This window comes from Acinetobacter sp. YH12236 (assembly GCF_013417645.1).
GTDB lineage: Bacteria > Pseudomonadota > Gammaproteobacteria > Pseudomonadales > Moraxellaceae > Acinetobacter.
On the sequence record NZ_VPDM01000004.1, the window covers coordinates 156,055 to 177,876 of the forward strand.

17 protein-coding genes and 2 pseudogenes are annotated in these 21,822 nt (G+C 35.6%); 8 read left to right on the plus strand and 11 right to left on the minus strand.

The window, feature by feature from the left end; translation table 11 throughout:
* Positions 1-82: 82 nt before the first annotated feature.
* The 7 genes and pseudogenes from FTV14_RS03750 to FTV14_RS03775 form a co-directional block, all read right to left on the minus strand.
* Positions 83-1,129, minus strand: a complete 1,047-nt coding sequence (locus FTV14_RS03750) for a DUF4105 domain-containing protein (RefSeq protein WP_004781909.1) — start codon at positions 1,127-1,129, stop codon at positions 83-85.
* 26 nt (positions 1,130-1,155) lie between these two features.
* Positions 1,156-1,668 (minus strand): trimethoprim-resistant dihydrofolate reductase DfrA40, encoded by a 513-nt coding sequence (gene dfrA40, locus FTV14_RS03755; protein WP_034702334.1) that lies wholly within the window; start codon positions 1,666-1,668, stop codon positions 1,156-1,158.
* 98 nt (positions 1,669-1,766) lie between these two features.
* Positions 1,767-2,051 (minus strand): annotated as a pseudogene (gene thyA / locus FTV14_RS03760) (thymidylate synthase); the annotation flags it as partial.
* A gap of 180 nt (positions 2,052-2,231) precedes the next feature.
* The gene (locus tag FTV14_RS03765) at positions 2,232-2,840 is read right to left on the minus strand and encodes an HAD family hydrolase (RefSeq protein ID WP_180053365.1); all 609 of its coding nucleotides are present in this window, start codon (positions 2,838-2,840) and stop codon (positions 2,232-2,234) included.
* A gap of 30 nt (positions 2,841-2,870) precedes the next feature.
* The gene (locus tag FTV14_RS03770; protein ID WP_180053366.1) at positions 2,871-4,439 is read right to left on the minus strand and encodes a hypothetical protein; all 1,569 of its coding nucleotides are present in this window, start codon (positions 4,437-4,439) and stop codon (positions 2,871-2,873) included.
* A gap of 59 nt (positions 4,440-4,498) precedes the next feature.
* Positions 4,499-4,633 (minus strand): hypothetical protein, encoded by a 135-nt coding sequence (locus tag FTV14_RS15980; protein ID WP_257219750.1) that lies wholly within the window; start codon positions 4,631-4,633, stop codon positions 4,499-4,501.
* Positions 4,634-4,743: 110 nt separating this feature from the next.
* A complete protein-coding gene (locus FTV14_RS03775) occupies positions 4,744-5,253 on the minus strand; it encodes a hypothetical protein (RefSeq protein ID WP_125279533.1) in 510 nt (169 codons plus the stop codon).
* 94 nt (positions 5,254-5,347) lie between these two features.
* Between FTV14_RS03775 and FTV14_RS03780 the strand changes: the two genes are divergently transcribed.
* Complete coding sequence (locus tag FTV14_RS03780; RefSeq protein WP_005103069.1) at positions 5,348-5,554, plus strand: helix-turn-helix domain-containing protein; 207 nt, start codon at positions 5,348-5,350, stop codon at positions 5,552-5,554.
* Positions 5,555-5,597: 43 nt separating this feature from the next.
* Here the strand turns inward: FTV14_RS03780 and FTV14_RS03785 are convergent, their stop codons facing one another.
* Positions 5,598-5,933 carry a helix-turn-helix domain-containing protein gene (locus FTV14_RS03785; protein WP_180053367.1) on the minus strand — a complete coding sequence of 112 codons (336 nt, stop codon included), beginning with the start codon at positions 5,931-5,933 and terminating at the stop codon, positions 5,598-5,600.
* Positions 5,934-6,249: 316 nt separating this feature from the next.
* Between FTV14_RS03785 and FTV14_RS03790 the strand changes: the two genes are divergently transcribed.
* The 7 genes from FTV14_RS03790 (at position 6,250) to FTV14_RS03820 (ending at position 18,952) form a co-directional block, all read left to right on the plus strand.
* Positions 6,250-6,864: a DUF6088 family protein gene (locus tag FTV14_RS03790; RefSeq protein WP_180053368.1), complete on the plus strand. Its 615-nt coding sequence runs from the start codon at positions 6,250-6,252 to the stop codon at positions 6,862-6,864.
* Between the two features lie 85 nt (positions 6,865-6,949).
* Positions 6,950-8,428 (plus strand): class I SAM-dependent DNA methyltransferase, encoded by a 1,479-nt coding sequence (locus FTV14_RS03795; protein ID WP_180053369.1) that lies wholly within the window; start codon positions 6,950-6,952, stop codon positions 8,426-8,428.
* Positions 8,425-9,618: a restriction endonuclease subunit S gene (locus tag FTV14_RS16175; RefSeq protein WP_180053370.1), complete on the plus strand. Its 1,194-nt coding sequence runs from the start codon at positions 8,425-8,427 to the stop codon at positions 9,616-9,618. Before FTV14_RS03795 ends, FTV14_RS16175 begins: the two co-directional genes overlap by 4 nt.
* Positions 9,619-9,781: 163 nt before the next feature.
* Positions 9,782-10,951 (plus strand): PD-(D/E)XK nuclease family protein, encoded by a 1,170-nt coding sequence (locus FTV14_RS03805; RefSeq protein ID WP_180053371.1) that lies wholly within the window; start codon positions 9,782-9,784, stop codon positions 10,949-10,951.
* A gap of 218 nt (positions 10,952-11,169) precedes the next feature.
* A complete protein-coding gene (locus tag FTV14_RS03810) occupies positions 11,170-14,613 on the plus strand; it encodes a DEAD/DEAH box helicase family protein (protein WP_180053372.1) in 3,444 nt (1,147 codons plus the stop codon).
* Positions 14,614-14,651: 38 nt separating this feature from the next.
* Positions 14,652-17,666, plus strand: a complete 3,015-nt coding sequence (locus FTV14_RS03815) for a TrlF family AAA-like ATPase (RefSeq protein ID WP_180053373.1) — start codon at positions 14,652-14,654, stop codon at positions 17,664-17,666.
* Positions 17,667-18,100: 434 nt separating this feature from the next.
* The gene (locus tag FTV14_RS03820; RefSeq protein ID WP_125279526.1) at positions 18,101-18,952 is read left to right on the plus strand and encodes a thymidylate synthase; all 852 of its coding nucleotides are present in this window, start codon (positions 18,101-18,103) and stop codon (positions 18,950-18,952) included.
* 81 nt (positions 18,953-19,033) lie between these two features.
* Here the strand turns inward: FTV14_RS03820 and FTV14_RS03825 are convergent, their stop codons facing one another.
* The 3 genes and pseudogenes from FTV14_RS03825 to FTV14_RS03835 all read right to left on the minus strand — a co-directional run.
* Positions 19,034-19,546 carry a hypothetical protein gene (locus FTV14_RS03825; protein WP_180053374.1) on the minus strand — a complete coding sequence of 171 codons (513 nt, stop codon included), beginning with the start codon at positions 19,544-19,546 and terminating at the stop codon, positions 19,034-19,036.
* A pseudogene (locus FTV14_RS03830) lies at positions 19,543-20,577 on the minus strand (site-specific integrase); the annotation flags it as partial. The gene FTV14_RS03825 and the pseudogene FTV14_RS03830, both read right to left, overlap by 4 nt.
* Before the next feature lie 28 nt (positions 20,578-20,605).
* Positions 20,606-21,822: IS66 family transposase (locus FTV14_RS03835; protein ID WP_180053376.1), on the minus strand; the 1,217-nt coding region annotated here is incomplete at its 5' end.

Here is a 21,822-nt window from a genome sequence, read left to right on the forward strand (position 1 = left end):
TTAGCTATTTGTATATAAACAAAAAAATGCAATATATGCCAGTTGATTTTGTATCTTTCTTTAAGTTGGATAACTTAGAAGATTATCTGGAACTCGGCTCAGGTAGGCCCTGACGCAGGCGTTGTGAATACTCCTGACTGGAAATCTGACCGGTATCTCTAACTCGTGGATTAACGTGTGCACGCTGATACCAGGTTTGTATATCCCAGCGTTGATCTAGCGCTTTTAAATCATATAAATAATCAGGTAAATACCCAGAAGCCAGCAAGCGGTAATCTGAAGGAAGCTGTTGTTGAGATACTGCCTGAGCCATATCAAAGACCAGCGTCGTGCAGTTACTGCTCAAGGTGTTATACCATTTAGGTTCTTTGGCCAGTTCATCAGCCTTACGCAGATATTCTTTAAATAGAGCCTGAGCTTCTGCTTGCGGCATTTTGACCGGAAAAAAGTAAACCTGCTCACCACGAATATTGCTACGCGTATATACAATATCTTTCTCATCTGAGGCGACCAAACTCAGTTCATATTTTCGGAAGAAGCCACCAATAGCAGAAAATTTCTCATCCTTTTCTTTGCGAATTTCGATCGAGAAGGCGAGCGGTTTCTGATTGGCAAAATCAAAACTGACCAGCGTATGGGCAATTTTAGGTCCCATCCAGTAAGAGGTAATAATGTTTACCCCGGTAATGTCGTTTAGATCAAAACTCCGGCTTTCCCAGCGTTCGGTATATTGACCCTCTGCTTGCCAGTCAAAATTACGGATATTGTGCAAGGTGACTTGATTGCCTTGCTGCTCATAGGAGAGCAGTCGGGAAACTTCAGGATTCCAGTCACGATCCTGACGAGGTTCTATGCTTAAATAAGCCAGTAAGCTGACCAGAAAGGCTAGCAGATAAAGCACTGTATCCACCTGGCGGGAAATCAGATGCTTGGTGAAATAAATGCCCAAGACCACACAGGCAAATAGAAGCCAGAGACCGATCAGAATGATGCTGCCAATTTTACCCAAGGGTTGTTGCACCCAGAGCATCAGGCTCAGCCAAAGACTTGAACACAGGACAAATACACTAAACAGACTCCCTAATAACCACAGGCTCCAATGCTTTTCTGAATGGTCTTGTCCTTGCATGTTCAATCTTTTATAGAAAATAGGCTTTATTTTCTGTATGTTGCGAACTCAAATGCAATACCGGTTTTGTCATCGATATGTTGTTCTGATGCAACTTTTTTGAACTGGGCCGGAATTTCCGGATAGTAGGCGTGACCTTGCACATCCAGTTCAACATGGGTCAGTTCCAGACGATCAGCGATCTCCAGAGTCTGTTTAAAGATTTCACCACCGCCAATAATAAAAATAGCATTCGGTTTTTCTGAAGTCTGCACATCGGCCACGGCTTGAGTCAAGGCATCTTCAATCGTATGCGCGACTTTGACGCCTTTAAAAGACCAGTCAGGATCACGGGTAATCACCCAGTTCACACGTTTAGGCAGCGCACGGCCCATTGATTCAAGCGTTTTACGGCCCATCACAATCACGCCACCTTGGGTGATTTCCTTAAAGTGTTTGAGATCTGCTGAGATATGCCAAGGCAAGTCATTGTCCTTACCAATACAGCGCTGCTGATCCATTGCCACGACATGAACGACTTCTAAATCCTGAAATGCCATACTCATACTCAAAAACAGATAAAAATTATTGCTATTAAAATGCAAAATCCCACTTTAAGCAAAGTGGGATTTGAATATTTTCCGGGGTTTAACGGGAATTAAACTGCAACTGGTGCCTTGATTCCTGGATGCGATTCATAACCGACAATTTCAATATCTTCAAATTTGAAATCAAACAGGTCTTTAACTTCAGGATTCAGTTTTAACTGGCACAGGCCTAAAGGCTCACGACTGAGTTGAAGTTTGGCCTGTTCAAAATGATTGGCATATAAATGCGTATCACCGCCCGTCCAGACAAAATCACCTACATCCAGATCACACACCTGTGCAATCATATGAGTCAATAGGGCATAGCTGGCTATATTAAATGGAACGCCAAGAAATTTTATGCCCCCATTTTTATGCACAATGCGTTTAGACATAAGGGAATGGGTATGATTATGTCACTGTGCATTTTTTATTTTGCATATCCAGTCTATATTAAACAATATAATTGAGCCTAGAGATGGCTTCGAAAAAGTATAAAAATTGCTTTTGTATTGAAAATTAGTGCCAAAGATTTACTACGTTAAAGTTAAATCACCTATTACATTCGTCAGTAGTTGCTTGTTATGACGTTGAATTAAACGTGCATCCATTCCTAAAGAAATGGGTTTTTCAACATCTAAAACTGGATGATCTCCAATAAATAGCATTTCTGACATTTCACAGTTGAAATGGGTCTTAATAACTTCATAGATATAATCTTCAGGTTTTATAGCCCCAATCTCATAACTTAAAAAAAGTGCATCAAATACATTTGGAAGCAGCTTTTTAAGTTGCTCTCCGTAAGGCATGGCTACATTAGAACATAGTGCAATTTTAAATCCATGCTCTTTTAATATTTGTAATGTGGATATCGTATCTTTATAAAGTTCAATTGTACTTAACTCAAATAGAAGATCATCGTTGATTTCGTGCAAAAGTTGAGTTGGAATATTTTCTCCAAAGAGCATAGCTAATTGTGCAATATCAACAGGATTAGACATAATAACACTTGCATCTTTGGTGCTTGGTTTTCTACCATTATCTTTTAGCCACTTCATTAACTTGCGATATGGAGATCGGCTTGTACCGATTTTTACAAGTGTACCGAAGGCATCAAAAATAATGACTTTAGGAAGGTGATTCATCATTCTTACTATGGATACTAAATTTATATTTTAAGTAGAAGAGTATGGAAAATGAAAAACTAATTTAGCTAAAGTTTTTAAATCTCTTATATTTTCAAACTTAGAAATTACTATCAGTTTTTCTTCAAAAATACTTCTAATTTCTGTTTCTTCAGAAACCAAATAAAAAGGTTTAAGATCTCCAAAATTATTCATAAAGACTCCCCATTTAAAGGCCCTTTTAAAGTCTTTCCATCCTCTTTTATTATCTACTAAAAGACTGATAATCATATAAGATTCTAAGAACTCTATCATCTTATTTGCTGCTGTATAACGTATTGTGTCGAAGGCGCTTCGCATATTTTCAAGAGATTGAGAATATTCTTTATGTTCAAATAGAAAGACTGCATCAACCCAATTTTTAAGCCATGGGCTGAGAGAGTCATTATTAACTCTATTGTATTGTTCTAACCACACTTCATAATTTGATTCCGAACCCTTTATAAGCTGATAACCATGAATCATATTCTCAATATTTTCTTCAAGGGGTTTCATTATTTTTTCAGCTTTTCCTGTTAACCCTAAGTACCGATGTATGCGTACAGTTGCTGAATGATAAGGTTTATCTTTAGGTATCCAAAGTTCTAATAATTGGCTAACAGTAAACTTTTCCTGCATTTCTAAAAGATTTTTATGACATCTCTGATCATAAGCAATAAGAAGCTCAGTCAAAAAAAACTCTTTTTCTTCTAAGCTCATTGAATTTAGTTCTTTAATAGGTTCCTCAAATAAAATGAGAAAATCTCTTTTTACTGCAGAATAAGCTTGTATGAATAAACCTATATATCGTGTTTTAAAAGAATCACCATATGTTGATGACAATATATTACTGCAGTAGGTCAGGAATCTAGCGATTAAAAGAAATAGGGTATATGTATCTGCTAATTTAGTATTAATCCTTTGTTTTTTAAAAGCTCTATGGAAGGTGCTGAGAATTTGAGATGTACTCGGCAGTTGAACTTTTCCAGTTAACCAATTTTTGACATTATTTAAGTCTTTATCAGTTTGATCTACATCATCAAGTTGATGAAATGTTTGATATGTAATTTTTTCGGAATCATAAATCCAAGTCATAGCATGGACTAAAGGATTTTTGTCTGAATTGTCTAACCAACTTAATAAGTCGGGTGCTTCAGGATACGAGTCATTTAATAGATATTTGTAGTAAATTTCTGAAGGGAAACATAGACGTGCAATATCAACAATGAATCTTTCAATAAGATTTTCTATATTTTGTTTTTTATCTAAAAACGTATGCTCTTGTAATATTATTCTTAAATAGCCTTCAAATAAGTCAACTATTGGATTTACAATAATTTTTTTAAATTTGTCCTCCACAACAAGAGATGAAAGTGAAGAGAATATTTCCTCACTGTAATGATTAAAATTTTCTAAGAAGTTACATTCTTTTTCTTCTGCTAAACGCTTTAGATTTTTATGCAAGCTTTTAGGTTTAATAGAAATATCTAAAATTTCTTCACCTTTTGTCGGGATGAGGCCAGTAGCATTATAAAAAAACTTTAATAAATCGCCTTGTGAAGGAAAAGCAACAGATTTCATAATTTATTCAACTTCTTTAAAGGTTTTAGCTAGGTACTTTTAAGTACCTAGCTGACTTTTTACTTTTTAACTTGTGGATTTAGTTGTGTACCACGGTTACCTTGATTCTGATCATATGTACGATTAGTACCTGATGTTCCTTTATTTGCATTACTAATATCTGCATTGTGATTGCTAGTAGATTTTTTAGACATAATATTTACCAATTAAGTAATAGTGAGATTTGATAATAGGCAGATATCTAAAAAAAATTAAAAAAAAATGGCGACATGTTTTTTTCGTTATATTTTTTACTAAATAATTATCAAGATCTTTGTGCAACACAGCCTATCTTGAGTATATTTTCTATTGTTTTAATTTTCACTTTGCAAAAATCAATTTGAGAAACAATCTCTTCTTTATATTTTTTAATTGAACTGCATAATTCTGGGTAAGATAAACTTAATTCATCAATGAATTCAGCCTGTTTTATTAGAAATTTTAACTCTTTGTTTAGTTGATTTTTTTGAATATTTAATGGATTTTTTTCTTCATTGTTGATCAACTGTTTTCTCAATTCTTTTATTTTTTGAGTTTCACTATATAAGTAAGATTTTTTCTTAAATAGCGATCTTTGAGCAACCAAGTAGTCATTTTTCGATAATAATTTTATAGCTGCATACATATCTTCTCGTAAGCTTTTAACATTGGATGAATCCAACTGATCTGATTGTCTAATAATCTCCCAAAAACATTTGGCTTCCCAATCCTCAATTTCATAATTTTTTATTATTTCAAGAAATTGGTCAGCCAATGGAATATTAAACTTCATCATTTTGGAAACCTTTAGAAAGTAAAAGAGGATTATAGTCCGTGGATGTTTAGTCCTCAATTAGTGATATTTCTTTTTTTTGAGCAGTTTGTTCCAAATGTCAGAATTATCAAAAGTAATTGGTTGTTCAATCCGCAACAAAAGAAAAGAGAAAAATATCACTCAAGAATCACTCGCATTGCAATGTGGAATTGATCGTAGTTATATGGGACGTATTGAACGTGGTGAGGTCAATATCACAGTAGAAAAACTATATGAAATAGCATCAGCTATGCAAATTCCAGCCAAAGATTTGATTCCCTAGTTTCATTCAAATATAAACTAGAAATCCAATCTAATTTTAAAAACTACCAACCTAAATTAGGTGTATCTGTTTTATTTTTATTATTGCCTGAAGCTCTTTTCCTTATTTTTCCTCTTAGTTTTAAGAGCTCTATAGGAGATAAAGGAGGCTCGGGCAGAAATGAATCAATCTCATCTAACATTTCCAAAGCCTGAAGAATAGCTATCAGATCAGCCATTCGAACATTTCCTTTCTCTGCTTTTAGTACTGTCCTTTTTGAAACCCAGGCTCTGTCTGCGACTTCTACTTGTGTCATGTCTCGGTTTAATCGTGCTCGCTTTAAACGCAGCCCAACAACTTCAGCAATGTAAGAGGGATTATCACTTTTATGAAATTTCATTTTTAAAATTTAAAGTATCAATAAACTAACTTAAATATATTCTTTCTAAATGGAATCGCCAAATATCATCGAAGTTGACGTTAAGTGCCAAAATCTGTACTTAACAAGGATTTTTATAAGATTAAGTGCAAGATATTGCACCTAATAGCACACCCAGCATCCAAATTATTTTAGTAAAAATATTAATTTACTTAAATTTTGTTTAATCCAATAATATAGAAGAAATACATAAAATCGAACATGATAGTTGAAGACATACGTTGTGTAATTACCTGATGGTTTCAACCACCTTTTATATATTCTGTTTGGGACTTCTATGTTAGATATTGCAAAAGCAGTTCAGGAACGGGTAAAAGGATTTCGCCTTGGGCACGTCTTTTCTGTGGACGAGTTTGAACAGTATGGAAAGACTGAAGTGGTTTATCAGGAGCTTCATCGGTTAACTGAGCAAGGCGTGATTAATAGCATTCAGCACGGTATTTATTATAAACCTGAACCAAACCGTATGTTGAAGGGGCGACACCTGAGCCCTGATGTTTATGAAGTGGTCAAAGTTATTGCTGAAAAAAATGGTGAACTCATCCAGGTTCATGGAGGTATGGCCGCAAATCGGCTTAAATTAAGTACTCAAGTTCCGGTGATGGATGTGTTTTACACTTCAGGTAACTCTCGTGAATTTGGGATTGGCGGCACTCAGGTAAGATTGCTGCATACTAAAAATAGTAAATTTTTCCAATATCCATTGGGCAGCCGTGTAGGAATGGCTATATCAGCATTACTTTTTTTGGGAAAAGAGAGTGTTGATTTAAATATAGTTAAAAAGCTTGAAAAAACGCTTACATCTGAAGAATGGATATTACTTTATCAGTCCTCTTTGCCTGCATGGTTGCATAAGTTACTGGATGAGCAGAAGACAAAGTCCTATTTTTAAGCCTAGATTTTTTGCATTCCTTATCCATAGCTTTTCATATTGAAATCTACCACAATACCCTCAAAGAAATTTGAGAGTCATCAGTGTGATTACAGGCGAAATTAAAAGCAAAATTGACCAGATTTGGAACTCTTTTTGGAGTGGTGGTATTTCCAATCCTCTAGAAGTCATGGAGCAAATGACTTATTTGCTGTTTATCCGCCGACTCGATGAAATTCAGATCACCAAAGAAAAGAAAGCTAACCGTCTAAAAACTGCTGTAGAAAAGCCAATTTTTACACCTGAGCAAGATCATTTACGTTGGTCTAAATTTATTACACTTGGCGATCCAACGAAGCTTTATGACACCATTGCCAATGAAGTTTTCCCATTCATAAAAAGCATTGGTAATGAGGATGACACCACATACAGTCATCACATGAAAGATGCTCGTTTTACGATTCCCAATGCTGCACTTTTAACTAAAGTGGTTGATCTCTTGGCTGAAGTGCCAATGGATGACAAAGATACCAAAGGTGATATTTACGAGTACATGCTCGGTAAGATCGCTTCAGCAGGTCAAAATGGCCAGTTCCGTACTCCTCGACATATCATCAAAATGATTGTTGAACTGATGCAGCCAAAACCAACAGATACGATCTGTGACCCTGCGTGTGGTACGGCAGGTTTCCTTGTTGCAGCCAGTGAATACTTAAACGAACATCACAGCACTGAGATTTTTGCTAGTCCTGAGTCTGCTAAACGCTTTAGCGAAGAAACCTTCTTTGGTTATGACTTTGACAGCACCATGCTTCGTATTGGCTCTATGAACATGATGCTGCATGGTGTAGAAAATCCAAGTATTGAATATCGTGATTCTTTGAGTGAAGAACACTCTCATATTGAAAGTCAGTTCAGTTTGATTCTTGCTAACCCTCCATTTAAAGGAAGTTTAGATGAATCAACCTGTGCTAAGAATATTCAAGCTATTGTTAAAACGAAAAAGACTGAGCTGCTATTTTTAGCTTTGTTCCTACGCATATTAAAAACTGGTGGTCGAGCTGCGGTTATTGTCCCTGATGGTGTCTTATTTGGCTCATCTACTGCTCATAAAACTTTGCGTAAGAAGATCATTGAAGAGCAAAAGCTTGAAGCAATTATCTCTATGCCTTCAGGTGTGTTTAAACCGTATGCGGGCGTTTCCACAGCGATTATGATTTTCACTAAAACCATGTCAGGCGGTACTGACAAAGTTTGGTTCTATGACATGCAGGCAGATGGTTACTCGCTAGATGATAAGCGTAATGAGCTAGAAGATAAGCATGAAAATAATAATATTCCAGATATCATTAAGCGCTTCAAAAATTTAGAGGCTGAAGTAGATCGTAAAGCAACTGAGCAAAGCTTCTTTGTAGATAAAGCTGATATTGTTGCTAATGGTTATGACTTGTCGATTAGCCGTTATAAGGAAGTGGTATATGAGCAAGTAGAATATGAAACTCCAAGTAAAATTCTGGCTGATCTAGAGTTACTTGAGCAGGATATTTCAAAAGGAATGAATGAGCTTAAGGAGTTACTTAAGTGAGTTATCCTCTAGTCTCAATTGCAGAAGTTGCAACTATAAATCCGCGACCACCAAAAGATATTTCTTTGGATACTCTAGTGTCATTTGTTCCTATGGCATCAGTTTCGGAAGAAGGTTTTTTATTAAATGAAGAAATCAGAGATTACGAAGAAGTAAAGAAGGGTTTTACCTATTTCTCTAAAGAAGATGTTTTGATCGCAAAAATTACACCGTGTTTTGAAAATGGAAAAAGTTTAAGACCATTCCAAATCAATAATGATATTGCATTTGGATCAACTGAGTTTCATGTTTTAAGAGCTAATCCAGAAAAATTATCTCCGAAGTATCTATTTTATCTTCTATGGTCAGATTACTTTAGATTAGTTGGTGAACATGCTATGAGTGGTGCTGCTGGTCAAAAGCGTGTTAGTACTGATTTTTTAAAGTCTTTTAAAATTCCGCTTCCACCTCTTGAAGAACAATGCCGAATAGCATCTATTTTGGATAAAGCAGATGACTTACGCCAAAAACGTCAACAAGCGATCGAAAAGTTAGATCAGCTTTTACAGTCTACGTTTATTGATATGTTTGGTGATCCCATTTGTAACCAAAAAGGGTGGGATTTAGTATCAGCAAAAAAGGTTTTAAAAATCCAAGGGGGATATGCTTTTCCTAGTTCAGATTTTTCAACAATTGGCATCCCTGTCGTTAAAATTGGGAATGCTAATAAGCTTGGTTTTAATACTGAAAAATTTGATTTTATCATTCCTCAGCAACCTGAAAAACTTACTCAATATGAATTAAGATCTGGTGATTTATTAATGAGCCTAACAGGAACTGTTGGAAAGGATGATTATGGAAATATAACTGAAGTCACTGATGATTATGAAATGTACTATTTGAATCAACGAGTTGCTAAAATTGAAGTAACCAATAATTTATTTTCTAAAAATTATATACGTTACTTTTTTAGTCAACATAGTATTAAAAGTTTGATCACTAAGAATAACCGTGGTGTGCGACAAGCAAATATCAGTAATTCAGATATATATGAGTTACTGATTCCACTACCTGCTAAAGAAGTATTGTTGAAGTTTGATTTATTTATAAAATCAACGAATGAATTAAAGTTATATTTTAAAATTCAATTAGGTACAGCAAATAAGCTTTTTAAATCATTACAAAACCAAGCATTTAGCGGAACTTTATAAAATTATTTGAGGGTATATATATGAGCAATTTTCAGTTTTTAGAGCCTGAGTTTAGTAAGTTAGCACTCACAGCGAAGGAAGCTGAAAAGCTTGTGTATATATCCCTAAAAATGCTTCGATAAATATAAATAGCCATGGTTTAATCTCTAATAGGAATGAGTAGATGAATGAAAAGATACTGATTCCGAAGGATATGGAAAAAGAATCATTGAATACTTTAAATATCTACCAGGCTGAACAAGCTATAGACGCTTTTAACAGGCTTCCATTTAATAAAGGACAACGGAAGTCCTTTATTGACATTATGGGGGTAAGTCATTTAGAAAGTGTAAGCTCTAAGACTCTTGCTTTCTTTTTAAATACTCAAGAAGAGCATAAGTTAAATGATCTTGTTATTAGCGCACTGTTTGATGTTATAGGTGAGAGCTTTCTATACCAGATACATACTCAAAAAGTCATTCTTGAAAAAAGAATTGAACAAGGCGGACGTCTTGATTTTTGGGTCGAAACGAATGACCATATCATCGTAATTGAAAATAAAATCAAACATCATACAAATAATAATCCCTTTGCTGATTATGTCTCACATGCACAAGTAAATAATCCTAAGAATAAAAAATTAATTTTTATTCTATTAGTGATTCAAGAGCCTGAATCCCCACCTCATAATTTTAAGGTTATTAAACACTTTGATTTATCCAAACAGATATTAAAAGGACTTGGGCAAAAAACATTACAGGCAGATCAATATTATCTAACCTATTTAATTGACTATATTTCTGCTATAGAAAAATTTAATCCATATTCTGAGTATTCAAAAATGCAAATGGAAGTCGTTAATTTTTATCGTAAAAATAGTAAAATTTTAGAAAGCATTGAAGATGAAGCGAATAAGGAATCTGTTTATCAGTATTACGAACAAAAAGTACGTGAAATAATTGTAATGTTAAGGGATTATAAACTAGATATTTTCCCCGATGATGCCGAATTTAATAAATATGAGGGCGATTTATCTTCAATTGGAGGTTCATTAAATAGTAAAACATTAGAATCCCAAAAATATGATTACAAAATTGAATTTGAAGTTTATGCAAGTACTTCATTTACAAATTTGTGGTGTCGTCGTTTTAAAGGCAAGAATATGAATAAGCAAGATTCAATTGACTTACAAACATTACTAAAAAGTAAAAAGATTTCTTTTCAGGAACAAGATGATCACAATGACATATTACTACTTGAAGAAGGTGAATCTATCTCCGTTGAGGACTTTGTGAACAAAGCTACACCTATCATCAAACAAATTTTGTCTCAATGTGGTATGGAAAGTTATTAAAATTTCGATTTTTTTATGCCATAAAAGTTAAACAGATTTTATAAGTCCTTTATTGCCAATAAATTGTGCCTAGAAAAGATAGATAGTTCTTTAGTATTTTTTATATTAATTGAAATTTAATCTAATACTTTAGATAATCAATTATTAAATCAGTAAGTTAATATAAGTTATAGTATTGAAATAACGAATATTTAAAATAATTTTTTTTTGAGGGATACATGAGCAACTTTCAGTTTTTAGAGCCTGACTTTAGCAAGCTGGCGCTCACAGCGAAGGAAGCTGAAAAGCTTGTGTATATTTCCCCTCAAGCTTCTCTAATGTTTGCCCGAAACTCATTAGAAAACCTTGTCTTCTGGCTGTATCAATACGATAAGAAGCTCACTCAACCTTATGATCCCTCCCTATATAGCCTGATCACCGATGTAAAGTTTAAGGAAATTATCCCGCCCTACATTTGGGACAAGATGGATAACATCCGCATGGTGGGCAACAGTGCGGTACATGGGAAAAAATTCAAACAACTAACGACCGAAGAAACCGTTAAACACATTAGCCATCTGTTCCTGATCTATGTTTGGTTTGAACGGACCTATGGTTCTCCAAGCAAAGATCGTTCTCAGCCTAATCTATTTAACCCTAAGCTGATTCCTAATGCAGATAACGCTCAGCCTCGAACTGTAAATCAGGAGCAATTACAGAAGCAGGCAGAAGCTAAAGAAAAAGAATTTGCGGTGTTGCATAAAGCTCTACGTGAGCGTGAGCAAAAACTGCTGGAGCTGTCAGCAAGTCTAGAGGAACGTGAAAAGTATCTTGCAGATATCGATGCTGAAATTGCGAAGAAACGTCAGGAAGTTGAACAGGCTAAGTTAGCTAATAGCAAAGTTCCTGATCATACAGATTATAAAGAGAGTGAAACCCGTAAACTAAAAATCGACCTACTGCTTGAAGAAGCAGGTTGGGAAATTGGCATTACTGCGCGAGAAGAAGTTCCAGTCACAGGAATGCCAAGCACTTCAGGTAAAGGTTCAGTCGATTATGTGTTGTATGATGCCAATGGCTTACCTTTGGCATTAGTAGAAGCGAAACGTACATCAGTTGATCCTGAAGTGGGTCAGCAACAGGCAAAACTCTATGCTGACTGTTTGGAGCAGCAAACTGGTCAACGCCCTGTCATTTTCTACACCAATGGTTATCGCACCCGTATTTGGAATGATGTACAAGGTGGGCCACCTCGTTTGGTATATGGCTTCTATACCCAAGCTGAACTGAAACGCCTGATTGAAAGACGTAAAAACAATCCTGATCTCAGTAGTTTCCCAATCAACACCAGTATTGTAGAGCGTTACTACCAAACTCGTGCCATCAAAGCCATGCTTGCAGCATTTCAGCGTAAGGAACGCGCAGGCTTGCTCATCATGGCAACAGGTACAGGGAAAACCCGTACCGCGATTGCCTTGGTCGATGTGTTGATGAAAGCCAATGTGGTGCAGAAAGTTCTATTTCTCGCGGATCGTACTTCACTGGTGGTACAAGCCACCAATGCCTTCAAAGCCAACCTACCTGATTCTGCACCTGTCAATCTGGTCGAGAGCAAAACTCAGAATGGACGGGTTTATCTCTCTACCTATCAGACCATGATGGGCTTGATTGATGAAATGAATGCGGATGGTACACGCAAATACGGTACAGGCATGTTTGACCTGATTATTGTCGATGAAGCCCACCGTAGCGTGTATCAAAAGTTTGGTGAGATTTTCAAATACTTTGACAGTCTGCTTGTCGGTTTGACGGCTACGCCACGCGATGAAGTAGACCGTGATACCTATGCATTGTTTGGTTTGGAAAGTGGTGTCCCCACCGATTACTACGATTTAAACCAAGCCATTGCTGATGGTTATCTCGTGCCACCGAAAGCCTTTTCAGTCCCCTTAAAATTCATGCGTGAAGGCGTGAAATATGACGAGCTTTCAGAAGAAGAAAAACTGCATTGGGATGAGTTGGATTGGGATGGTGGTGATGCTCCTGATGAAGTGAAAGCCTCTAAGATCAACAAAGAGTTGTTCAATACAGGTACGGTAGACAAGATGCTGCGACACTTGATGGAAAACGGCATCAAGGTCGAAGGTGGTGATATGTTGGGTAAAACTATCATCTTTGCAGTCAATCAGAACCATGCCAACTTCATTGCAGAACGCTTTGATAAAAACTATCCGCACTATGACGGCAAGTTTGCCCGTGTGATTACGCACTCGACCAAGTACGCTCAAAGTTTGATTGATAGCTTTAGTAAAAAAGATCTGGCTGACCCACAAATCGCCATTTCCGTAGATATGCTCGATACAGGGATTGATGTTCCAGAAGTGGTCAACCTTGTTTTCTTCAAAGCTGTACGCTCCAAAGTGAAATTTACGCAGATGATTGGGCGTGGTACACGGCTTTGCAAAGACCTGTTTGCCCCTGAAGTGGACAAGAAAGAATTCTATATTTTCGACTACTGTTCCAATTTTGAATACTTCAATGAAAATCCTGATGGTGCACCTATTTCAACCACAGAACCATTGGGACAACGCCTATTTAAAGCTCGTTTGAATGTTTTGAGTTTGCTTAATTCATCCGATTATCAAACTGAAGAAATGAAAACTGTACAGCAAGAAATGCGTCAGAGCTTGCAGACTGAAGTGAAGTCGATGAATAAAGACAACTTCATTGTTAAATCTGAAATTGAGCATGTTGAACATTTTAAAAATGATGTGGCCTGGGATAATCTGGATGACCTTGCAATTGGCACATTACGAGAACATATTTCCAAACTTCCGAACGAACTAGAGTCTGAACCACTAGAAGCCAAGCTGTTCGACATGCTTTGCTATAACATCGAACTTGCTGTGTTGGAAAAAAATACCAAGGCAATTCAGGTTTATGCCAATAAAGTCATCGAAATCGCTTCCAAATTGGAAACTAAAGAAAATATTCCTGTGGTTGCAGCGCAGATTAAGTTAATTCAGGACATACAAACTGAAGCCTATTGGGAAGGCATCACTGTTCCAATGCTGGAGTCGATGCGTAAACGCATTCGGGGATTGGTGAAGCTGATTGAGAAATCTACCTCAACGATTGTGTACTCGATGCTTGATGATGAAATTGGTGAAGCAACAGAAGTGGATATTCCTGTGGTTTCCAGTGGTGTAAACATTGCTCAATACCGTAAACGAGTTGAAAGCTTCATCAAATCAAATGAAGATCACATCACCATTGCAAAGTTGAAACGTGGCTTAGCGTTAACACCAACTGATTTGAGTGAGCTTGAACGATTCGTTTTTGAAGCTCAGGAAGTTGAGAGTAAAGAAAAATTTGAGGAATGCTTTGGTACAGATAAGCCATTACCTCTCTTTATTCGTTCACTTGTCGGTTTAGATCGTCAAGCGGTGCAACAAGCCTTCTCTAAATATCTGCAAGGCTCAACTTACAATGAAAAGCAGATTCGTTTTATCGAAATGGTGATTGAACATTTGACCATTCGGGGAACATTAGAAGCCTCGCAGCTTTATGAACCACCATTCAATCAAATCCATTATGAAGGGATTGATGGTGTATTCGGTGATGCAGATACTGACAACATATTTGGGGTTGTTGAAGCGTTTAATGAAAGTGCTGTGGCATAGATTTGAATTTCTTATTTATTATTTATTAAGGGGGGAATATGTTTAATAAAGGATCAGAATGGCGTAAATGGGATTTACACGTACACACACCTGCTTCTCTTGACCATAAATATGGTGGTAATGATGATGCAACTTGGGAAAAATTTTTAACAGATTTAGAAAATTTACCTGAAGAGTTTAAAGTTATAGGTATTAATGACTATTTCTTTATTGATGGATATGAACGTGTTTTAAAAGAAAAGAATTCAGGAAGATTAAAAAATATTGATTTAATTTTGCCAGTAGTGGAATTTAGATTACATGAGTTTGCCGGTGTAGAGTTTAAAAAGCTTAATCGCATAAATTTACATATCATCTTCTCAGATGAACAAAACTTACCTTTGGATAAAATAAAATCTCAATTTTTAAATAGTTTACAAGCTAAATATATTTTAGAAAAAGAACAAACACCGTGGCACCAGAGTATTACAAAAGAATCAGTCGAAGATCTGGGACGACAAATTAAGTCATCAGTTTCTCAAGATAAATTACATCAATATGGGTCAGACCTAATTGAAGGATTTAATAATTTAAACTTACATTCGGATTCAATTCTTGAGGCACTTGATAAAAGTTGTTTTAAAGGAAAATATTTAATTGCTATTGGAAAAACAGAATGGGATGAACTCAAGTGGACTGATGCTTCGATAGCTGTTAAAAAACATCTAATTAACCAGGCAGATATCATTTTCACTTCAGCAGAATCTTATGATGCTTTTGATAAAGCTAAACAAAAATTACAAGATAATGGTGTAAATGATTTATTGCTTGACTGTAGTGATGCTCATAATTTTTCAGAAAAAACATCAGATAAAGATAGAATTGGAAATTGTTTTACATGGATTAAAGCCGATCCAACATTTACTGGTTTAATCCAAGCTACCTTAGAACCTCAAAATCGTATCTATGTGGGTGAAATCCCTGAAAAAGAATCATTAAAAAAAGGAAAAGGAAGTTACTTTATTGATCAAATTGAAGTTGTAAAAAAACCTACAGCTGTATGTAATCACAAGTGGATTGATGGAATTAAAATAAATTTAAGCCATGATCTAGTGGCGATTATAGGTAAAAAAGGAAGTGGTAAAAGTGCTCTTGCTGATATTATTTCGTTGTTAGGGAACTCTAAATCTAGCAGTAATTACTTTTCCTTTCTTAAAGAAGGACGATTTAAAGGCAAAGGTGGCTTTGCATCAGATTTTGAAGCTACATTAACTTGGTTGAACGGTACTAAAGATATAAAATCTTTAGATGCTAGTATTGATCATGAAAGTGCTGAAAGAGTACGTTACATACCTCAAGCTTACTTTGAAAAACTATGTAATCCTGATAATGGAGATAATGAATTTCAACATGAATTGAATTCAGTCATATTCTCTTATTTAACAGAGGAAGAAAAGAATGGTTGTTCAAATCTTGAAGCATTAATCAAATTAAAAGAAAGCTCATTAAATGATCAATTGTTTTCATTGAAAGTCAAATTAAACAAATTAAATTCAGAAATTGAAGAGTACGAAGCTCAATCGCAACCAAAAGTAAGAAACCTTTTGGAAAACAAAAGATTATTAAAGCTACAAGAACTGCAAGATCATGAATCTATTAAGCCTAATGAAGTTTCATGCCCTAGTGAAAACCTAACTCCAGAGCAATCAGCTTTAAAAATTCAGATGGAATCTGCCAATTCAAAAGTACTTGGATTCTCAAAACAAATTGATACTTTGAAAGATAATATCAAAGCAAGCCAAGGCAAAATATTAATTGCAAATAAGGTAATAGAAAAAACTGATGTTTTAACAAAATATATTGAGGCTTTTAATGAGGATATAAGTAAAGATTTAGAAAATCTTGAAATTGAAAATAACATCATTAAGTTCAGTATCAATTTAGAAAGAATATTAGGGATAAAAACTGAATTAGAAAAAGAAATTCCTAATAAATTAAATGAAATTAGTGCATTGGAATCCTCTATTAAGGAGAATAATGAAACTATCGAGAAAATAAATAGTGAATTATCAGAGCCATTCCAAAAATATAATACCTACCTTGAGACTATTAAAACTTGGGATGTGAAGAAAAAACAGTTAGAGGGTGATGAACTTATACCTGATTCACTTCATGGTATACAACATCAAATTACAATGTACAATAATTTGCCTAATCAGTTAGCAGAGAAAAAAAATGAGCGTAAAACTATCGTAAGCTTAATATATCAAATTTTAGAGTCCAAAAAATTACTAAGAGAATCTCTTTATGAACCTGTTCAGAAATCAATTGAACAAAATAGTTTTATAAATATAAAAAATAAGTTTGAGTTTGTATCTAAATTAAATTTTTCTTTTGAAGAATTTCTAGAAAATTTAACCTCTCATATTCTGCAACGTAGATTAGATTTTACGCCAGATAGGATTAAACATACTTTAGAAGATTTATCTCAAGATAAAGATTTAGAAACACAGGAAGGAGTTATTAATTTTATAGAAGAGCTTATTGATAAATTAAATGAAGCTAATGAGGAAGTTGGTATCGCTGAGATGGTGAAAAAAAATGTTACGCCGAAAGATGTTTACAATTTTATATATGGATTAGACTTTATTAAATCTAAATATTCATTACGTTTTCAAAATGTAGAAGTAGAAAAATTATCTCCTGGACAACGTGGTGCATTGCTATTGATATTCTATTTATTAGTAGATAAAGATAAAACACCTATTATTCTAGATCAGCCTGAAGAAAACCTTGATAACGATACTGTTGTAAACTCCTTGGTTCCTATTCTTAATGAAGCTAAAAAGACCAGACAAATTATTATGGTTACTCATAACCCTAATCTAGCAATAGTATGTGATGCCGAGCAAATTATTTATACTAATTTTGATAGAGAAAATAATTACTCCATCCATTATAAATCTGGCTCTATTGAAAGTTACGAGTTAAATCAACATGCAGTTAATATTTTAGAAGGGACTTTAAATGCATTTAATAACCGAAGTAGTAAGTATTTGGGTGTGATTGCTTAAAAAATTTATTATTTGTTACTTCATAATAATTTATTTTGAAAAATAGGTCATCATGAATAAATACATATTTTTAATTTTATAAGTTGCGAAATAAAGATATGTATTTATTATTTTTTTAATAATTAGATCTCTAAATTTTTTATAAAATTAAGGGGTAATATTAATATACATTATAATAGGGAGCTTTGTACTAGAGGAAAAGCTGATATTTTAAGCAGCTTAACTAGGCCAATAAGCTGTCATTTCTAGGTTTGTGCAATGAAGTATTTAAACTCTATAATACAGATTGAGCTCATCATAGCCAAAATTCATCATTGTTCATACAATTGAAATTGTAAGCTGGTGAGAAAAAATTAGCCAAAATTTTCTCTGATAGCTGTACCAATATAAGGCACTATCAAGTAAATTTTGCCTAGGAGAATCAAGGTGGTTAAATGAAGCAATATCTAGATTTGTGTCAACGCATAGTTGATGAAGGCGTATGGGTTGAAAATGAACGAACTGGAAAGCGTTGTTTAACCGTTATTAACGCAGATTTAGAGTACAACGTAGGGGCTAATGAATTCCCCTTAGTTACGACTCGAAAAAGTTACTGGAAGGCAGCTATTGCAGAGCTATTAGGCTACTTGCGTGGATATGATAATGCTGCTCAGTTCCGAGCCATTGGCTGTAATACTTGGAATGCAAATGCTAACGAAAATGGAGCGTGGTTAGCTAACCCTTATCGTAAAGGTGAAGACGATATGGGGCGAGTATACGGAGTCCAAGGACGCCATTGGCGTAACTCTGAAGGTAAAGAGTTTGACCAGCTTCGTAAGATCTATGATGACTTACGAAAAGGTATTGATGATCGTGGTGAAATTCTGACTTTCTATAACCCAGGGGAGTTTGATATGGGTTGCCTACGACCTTGTATGCATACTCATACTTTCTCTTTGGTAGGGGATACACTTTACTTAACGTCAGCACAACGGTCATGTGATGTACCATTGGGCCAAAATTTTAACCAAATTCAGGTTTTTACTCTGTTAGCTCTGATGGCTCAAATTACAGGACATAAGGCTGGAAAGGCTTATCACAAGATTGTGAATGCGCATATTTATGAGGATCAGTTAGAACTCATGCGTGATGTTCAGCTTAAACGTGAACCTTATCCTGCGCCAAAACTCCATATCAACCCTGAAATTAAAACGCTTGAAGATATTGAAACATGGGTGACATTAGATGACTTTGAAGTTGAAGGTTATCAATATCATGAACCTATTGCTTATCCGTTTTCAGTCTAAATAAGTTTATTTGAAGATAAAAATATTTCTGTTGGGCAAAAGTTTAAAAACTTTATCTCAACAGAAAATCTTATTTTCATATTAATGTTTTAGAGGACTGATATAAATACCCTCAAATTTTAATAATTCTTTTAATTTCTTAATTTCTTTTTCAGCCTCTAAGAGTAAATTTTGATCGGTTTTGTATAATTTTTTATAATAATCTTTGGATTGTTTCATTTCTTTATACTGAAGCTCGAAATGATAACATTGATTTTTCATATTCTGATATTCATTAAACCAGTAGATAAGTTCAGCTCTTGCTTGTATTAACAACTTCTCTGGTGACATTTCATTCTCAGCACTATTTAAAGCCAGTTTTTCTTTTTTCTGTTTTGCTTTCTTTATTCGTGCCTCTTTAATTTCTTTAAGTTTCTCGATAGGTTCGAATCGGTTTCTAATAGTATTCCGATGAATTCCTGTAAGTTTACATAATTGTGCAATAGTTGCTTTTAGTTTTGGATTGTGCTCAATTTGAAGTAGTACATTGTTAATTTTCAAGGTATTTGCTTCATAATTCTCTGTGTTTTTAAGGTCGTAAGCTTGATTCTTCATAGTTCAACCTTTTCGCCAAGATTTTCTAAAACCATTACTGCTTCATTCATAGTAGCTAACATTTGTTCACGAAGATGCTCATATCCTGGTTTATTGAGATTTGCTTTATTCACAATATAGATTTCACGCCATTTAGGAGCATGTTTTAGAGTAACAATAGCGTGTTTGCATCGAATAGGGTTACAGCGTAGGGAGCCAATACATGGTAAAGCTGGATCGGTATCGTCCTGTTTATTTCCATAACATAAACCATTTCCAATATTAGTAACGGCAGCACCTTGGTCAGCTAGTGCTTCATATACTTCTTCTTCGGTATAACCATTTACCATATATCCTTGAAACAGAGTGATCAAATTTTTTTTATGTTCATTTGCTTTACCTCCATAAAATGTTCCATTGTGATTGAAAACATTTTTTATAGCTTCTAATTCAGCTGCATGTCTCAATGAATTTTTGCTGTTTCTATTACCATCCTTTGAAAGTATTTCACCAATTTCACCATAGCCTAACGTAACTGACGTAGTAGCACCTTTGGAGACAAATTTACCAATTTCTGCCACGAAGTGTTTTAGCTGAAATGAAATTAAAGGTAGGCCAACTTCGGCTCTAAATAGTTGGTAGGTTAGAGTATGTCGTAGCATATAGGAGTTAAAACTAATCTGATTAGCAATGTATTCCCCCAAAAGTTGGCTAATCAACGCGTTGATTTGATAACTAATCCCATTACTACTCATAGATTTTTCTGAGCCAGTAGGATGAACAGTATTCATATTAGAAACGAGATATGGGGATGATTTGATTTTTGCGATATAAGATGCTGCTAATATAGTGTCTCTAACGATTGGAATAGCTACCCAACGATCATCAAATAAACCAGTATTAATCTCTTGTTGATGTTTTTTAATAGTACTTTCAATTAACCAAACACCATCATCTTGTACTAAGCATGAACAATCTTTTACTTTTATTTCTGCTAATTCAGATGGTCTCATACCTGTATATTGACCAACCAAGTATAGACATGAATAGTAAGCGTCCGCTGAATCCCATGCCTATTTTTTAATTTTGGTCGGATTTCCAGCGGTGTGGCAGTAATTCTTCTATTTGGGTCACTTTATGCGTCGGCAGCCTTTTCAGCACATCACTTAAATAGGCATACGGATCCAGTCCATTCAGCTTTGCTGACTGGATTAAAGTCATGATATTGGCAGCTCGTTGGCCGCTGCGCAGCGAGCCAGCAAACAGCCAGTTCTTACGTCCCAACGCCCAGGGGCGCATCTGATTTTCAATCCAGTTATTATCTATAGGCAAATTACCATCATCCAGATAGCGGCAGAGTGCCTGCCAACGTTTTAGGCTGTAATTGATCGCCTTGGCAGTTGGAGAACTCGATGGCACCGTCAGATAATGTTGGTTGAGCCATTCATACAGTTGTTGCATCACCGGTTGACTATGCTTTTGCCGATATTCGCGGCGATGTTCTGCTGTACCATCGGTCTTTTTCCTGAGTTCTGCTTCTATGGCATACAGTTTCTGAATCAGCACTAATGCCTGTTCAGCGATCTGACTTTTCCCGGTCACATGCAGTTCATGAAATTTACGACGTGCATGTGCCATGCAGCCCACCTCAATGACATCGCCTGATTTAAAGCGTGCTTTATAACCACTGTAATCATCACAGACCAGATGACCCTGCCAGCCATTCAGGAACGCTTCAGCATGCTGACCTGAACGACTATCCTGAAAGTCATAGATCACTGCCTGAACTGGATTGTACTGTGTAGTGGCATAGGCCCAGACATAACCTTTCTTCGGTTTTTTCTCATCATCACCCATCCGCATGATGGTGACCGGCGTTTCATCGGCATGGATCACCCGCTGTTGCAGCACCACCTGTTTTAAGGCATTGGCCAGAGGTTCCAGTTCCACACCGCAGCGACCAATCCAGTCAGATAAAGTAGATCTGGACAGATCAATGCCCGCCCGCTGATAGATCAGGCGCTGACGGTACAGCGGCAAATGATCGGCATACTTCGATACCAGCACATGGCTGAGCAGTTCAGGACTGGCAATACCTTTATCAATCACATAGGCGGGCATCGCTTGCTGAGTCAGGGTGTCACACTGATCACAGACCCATTTGCCACGTACATGCTGTTCCTTATAGAACTGTGCCGGTCTGAAATGCAGTTTTTCACTGATATCTTCGCCGATACGACGTAACTGGCAGCCACAACTGCATTGGGTTGATGCAGGTTCATGCTCAATACGGATGG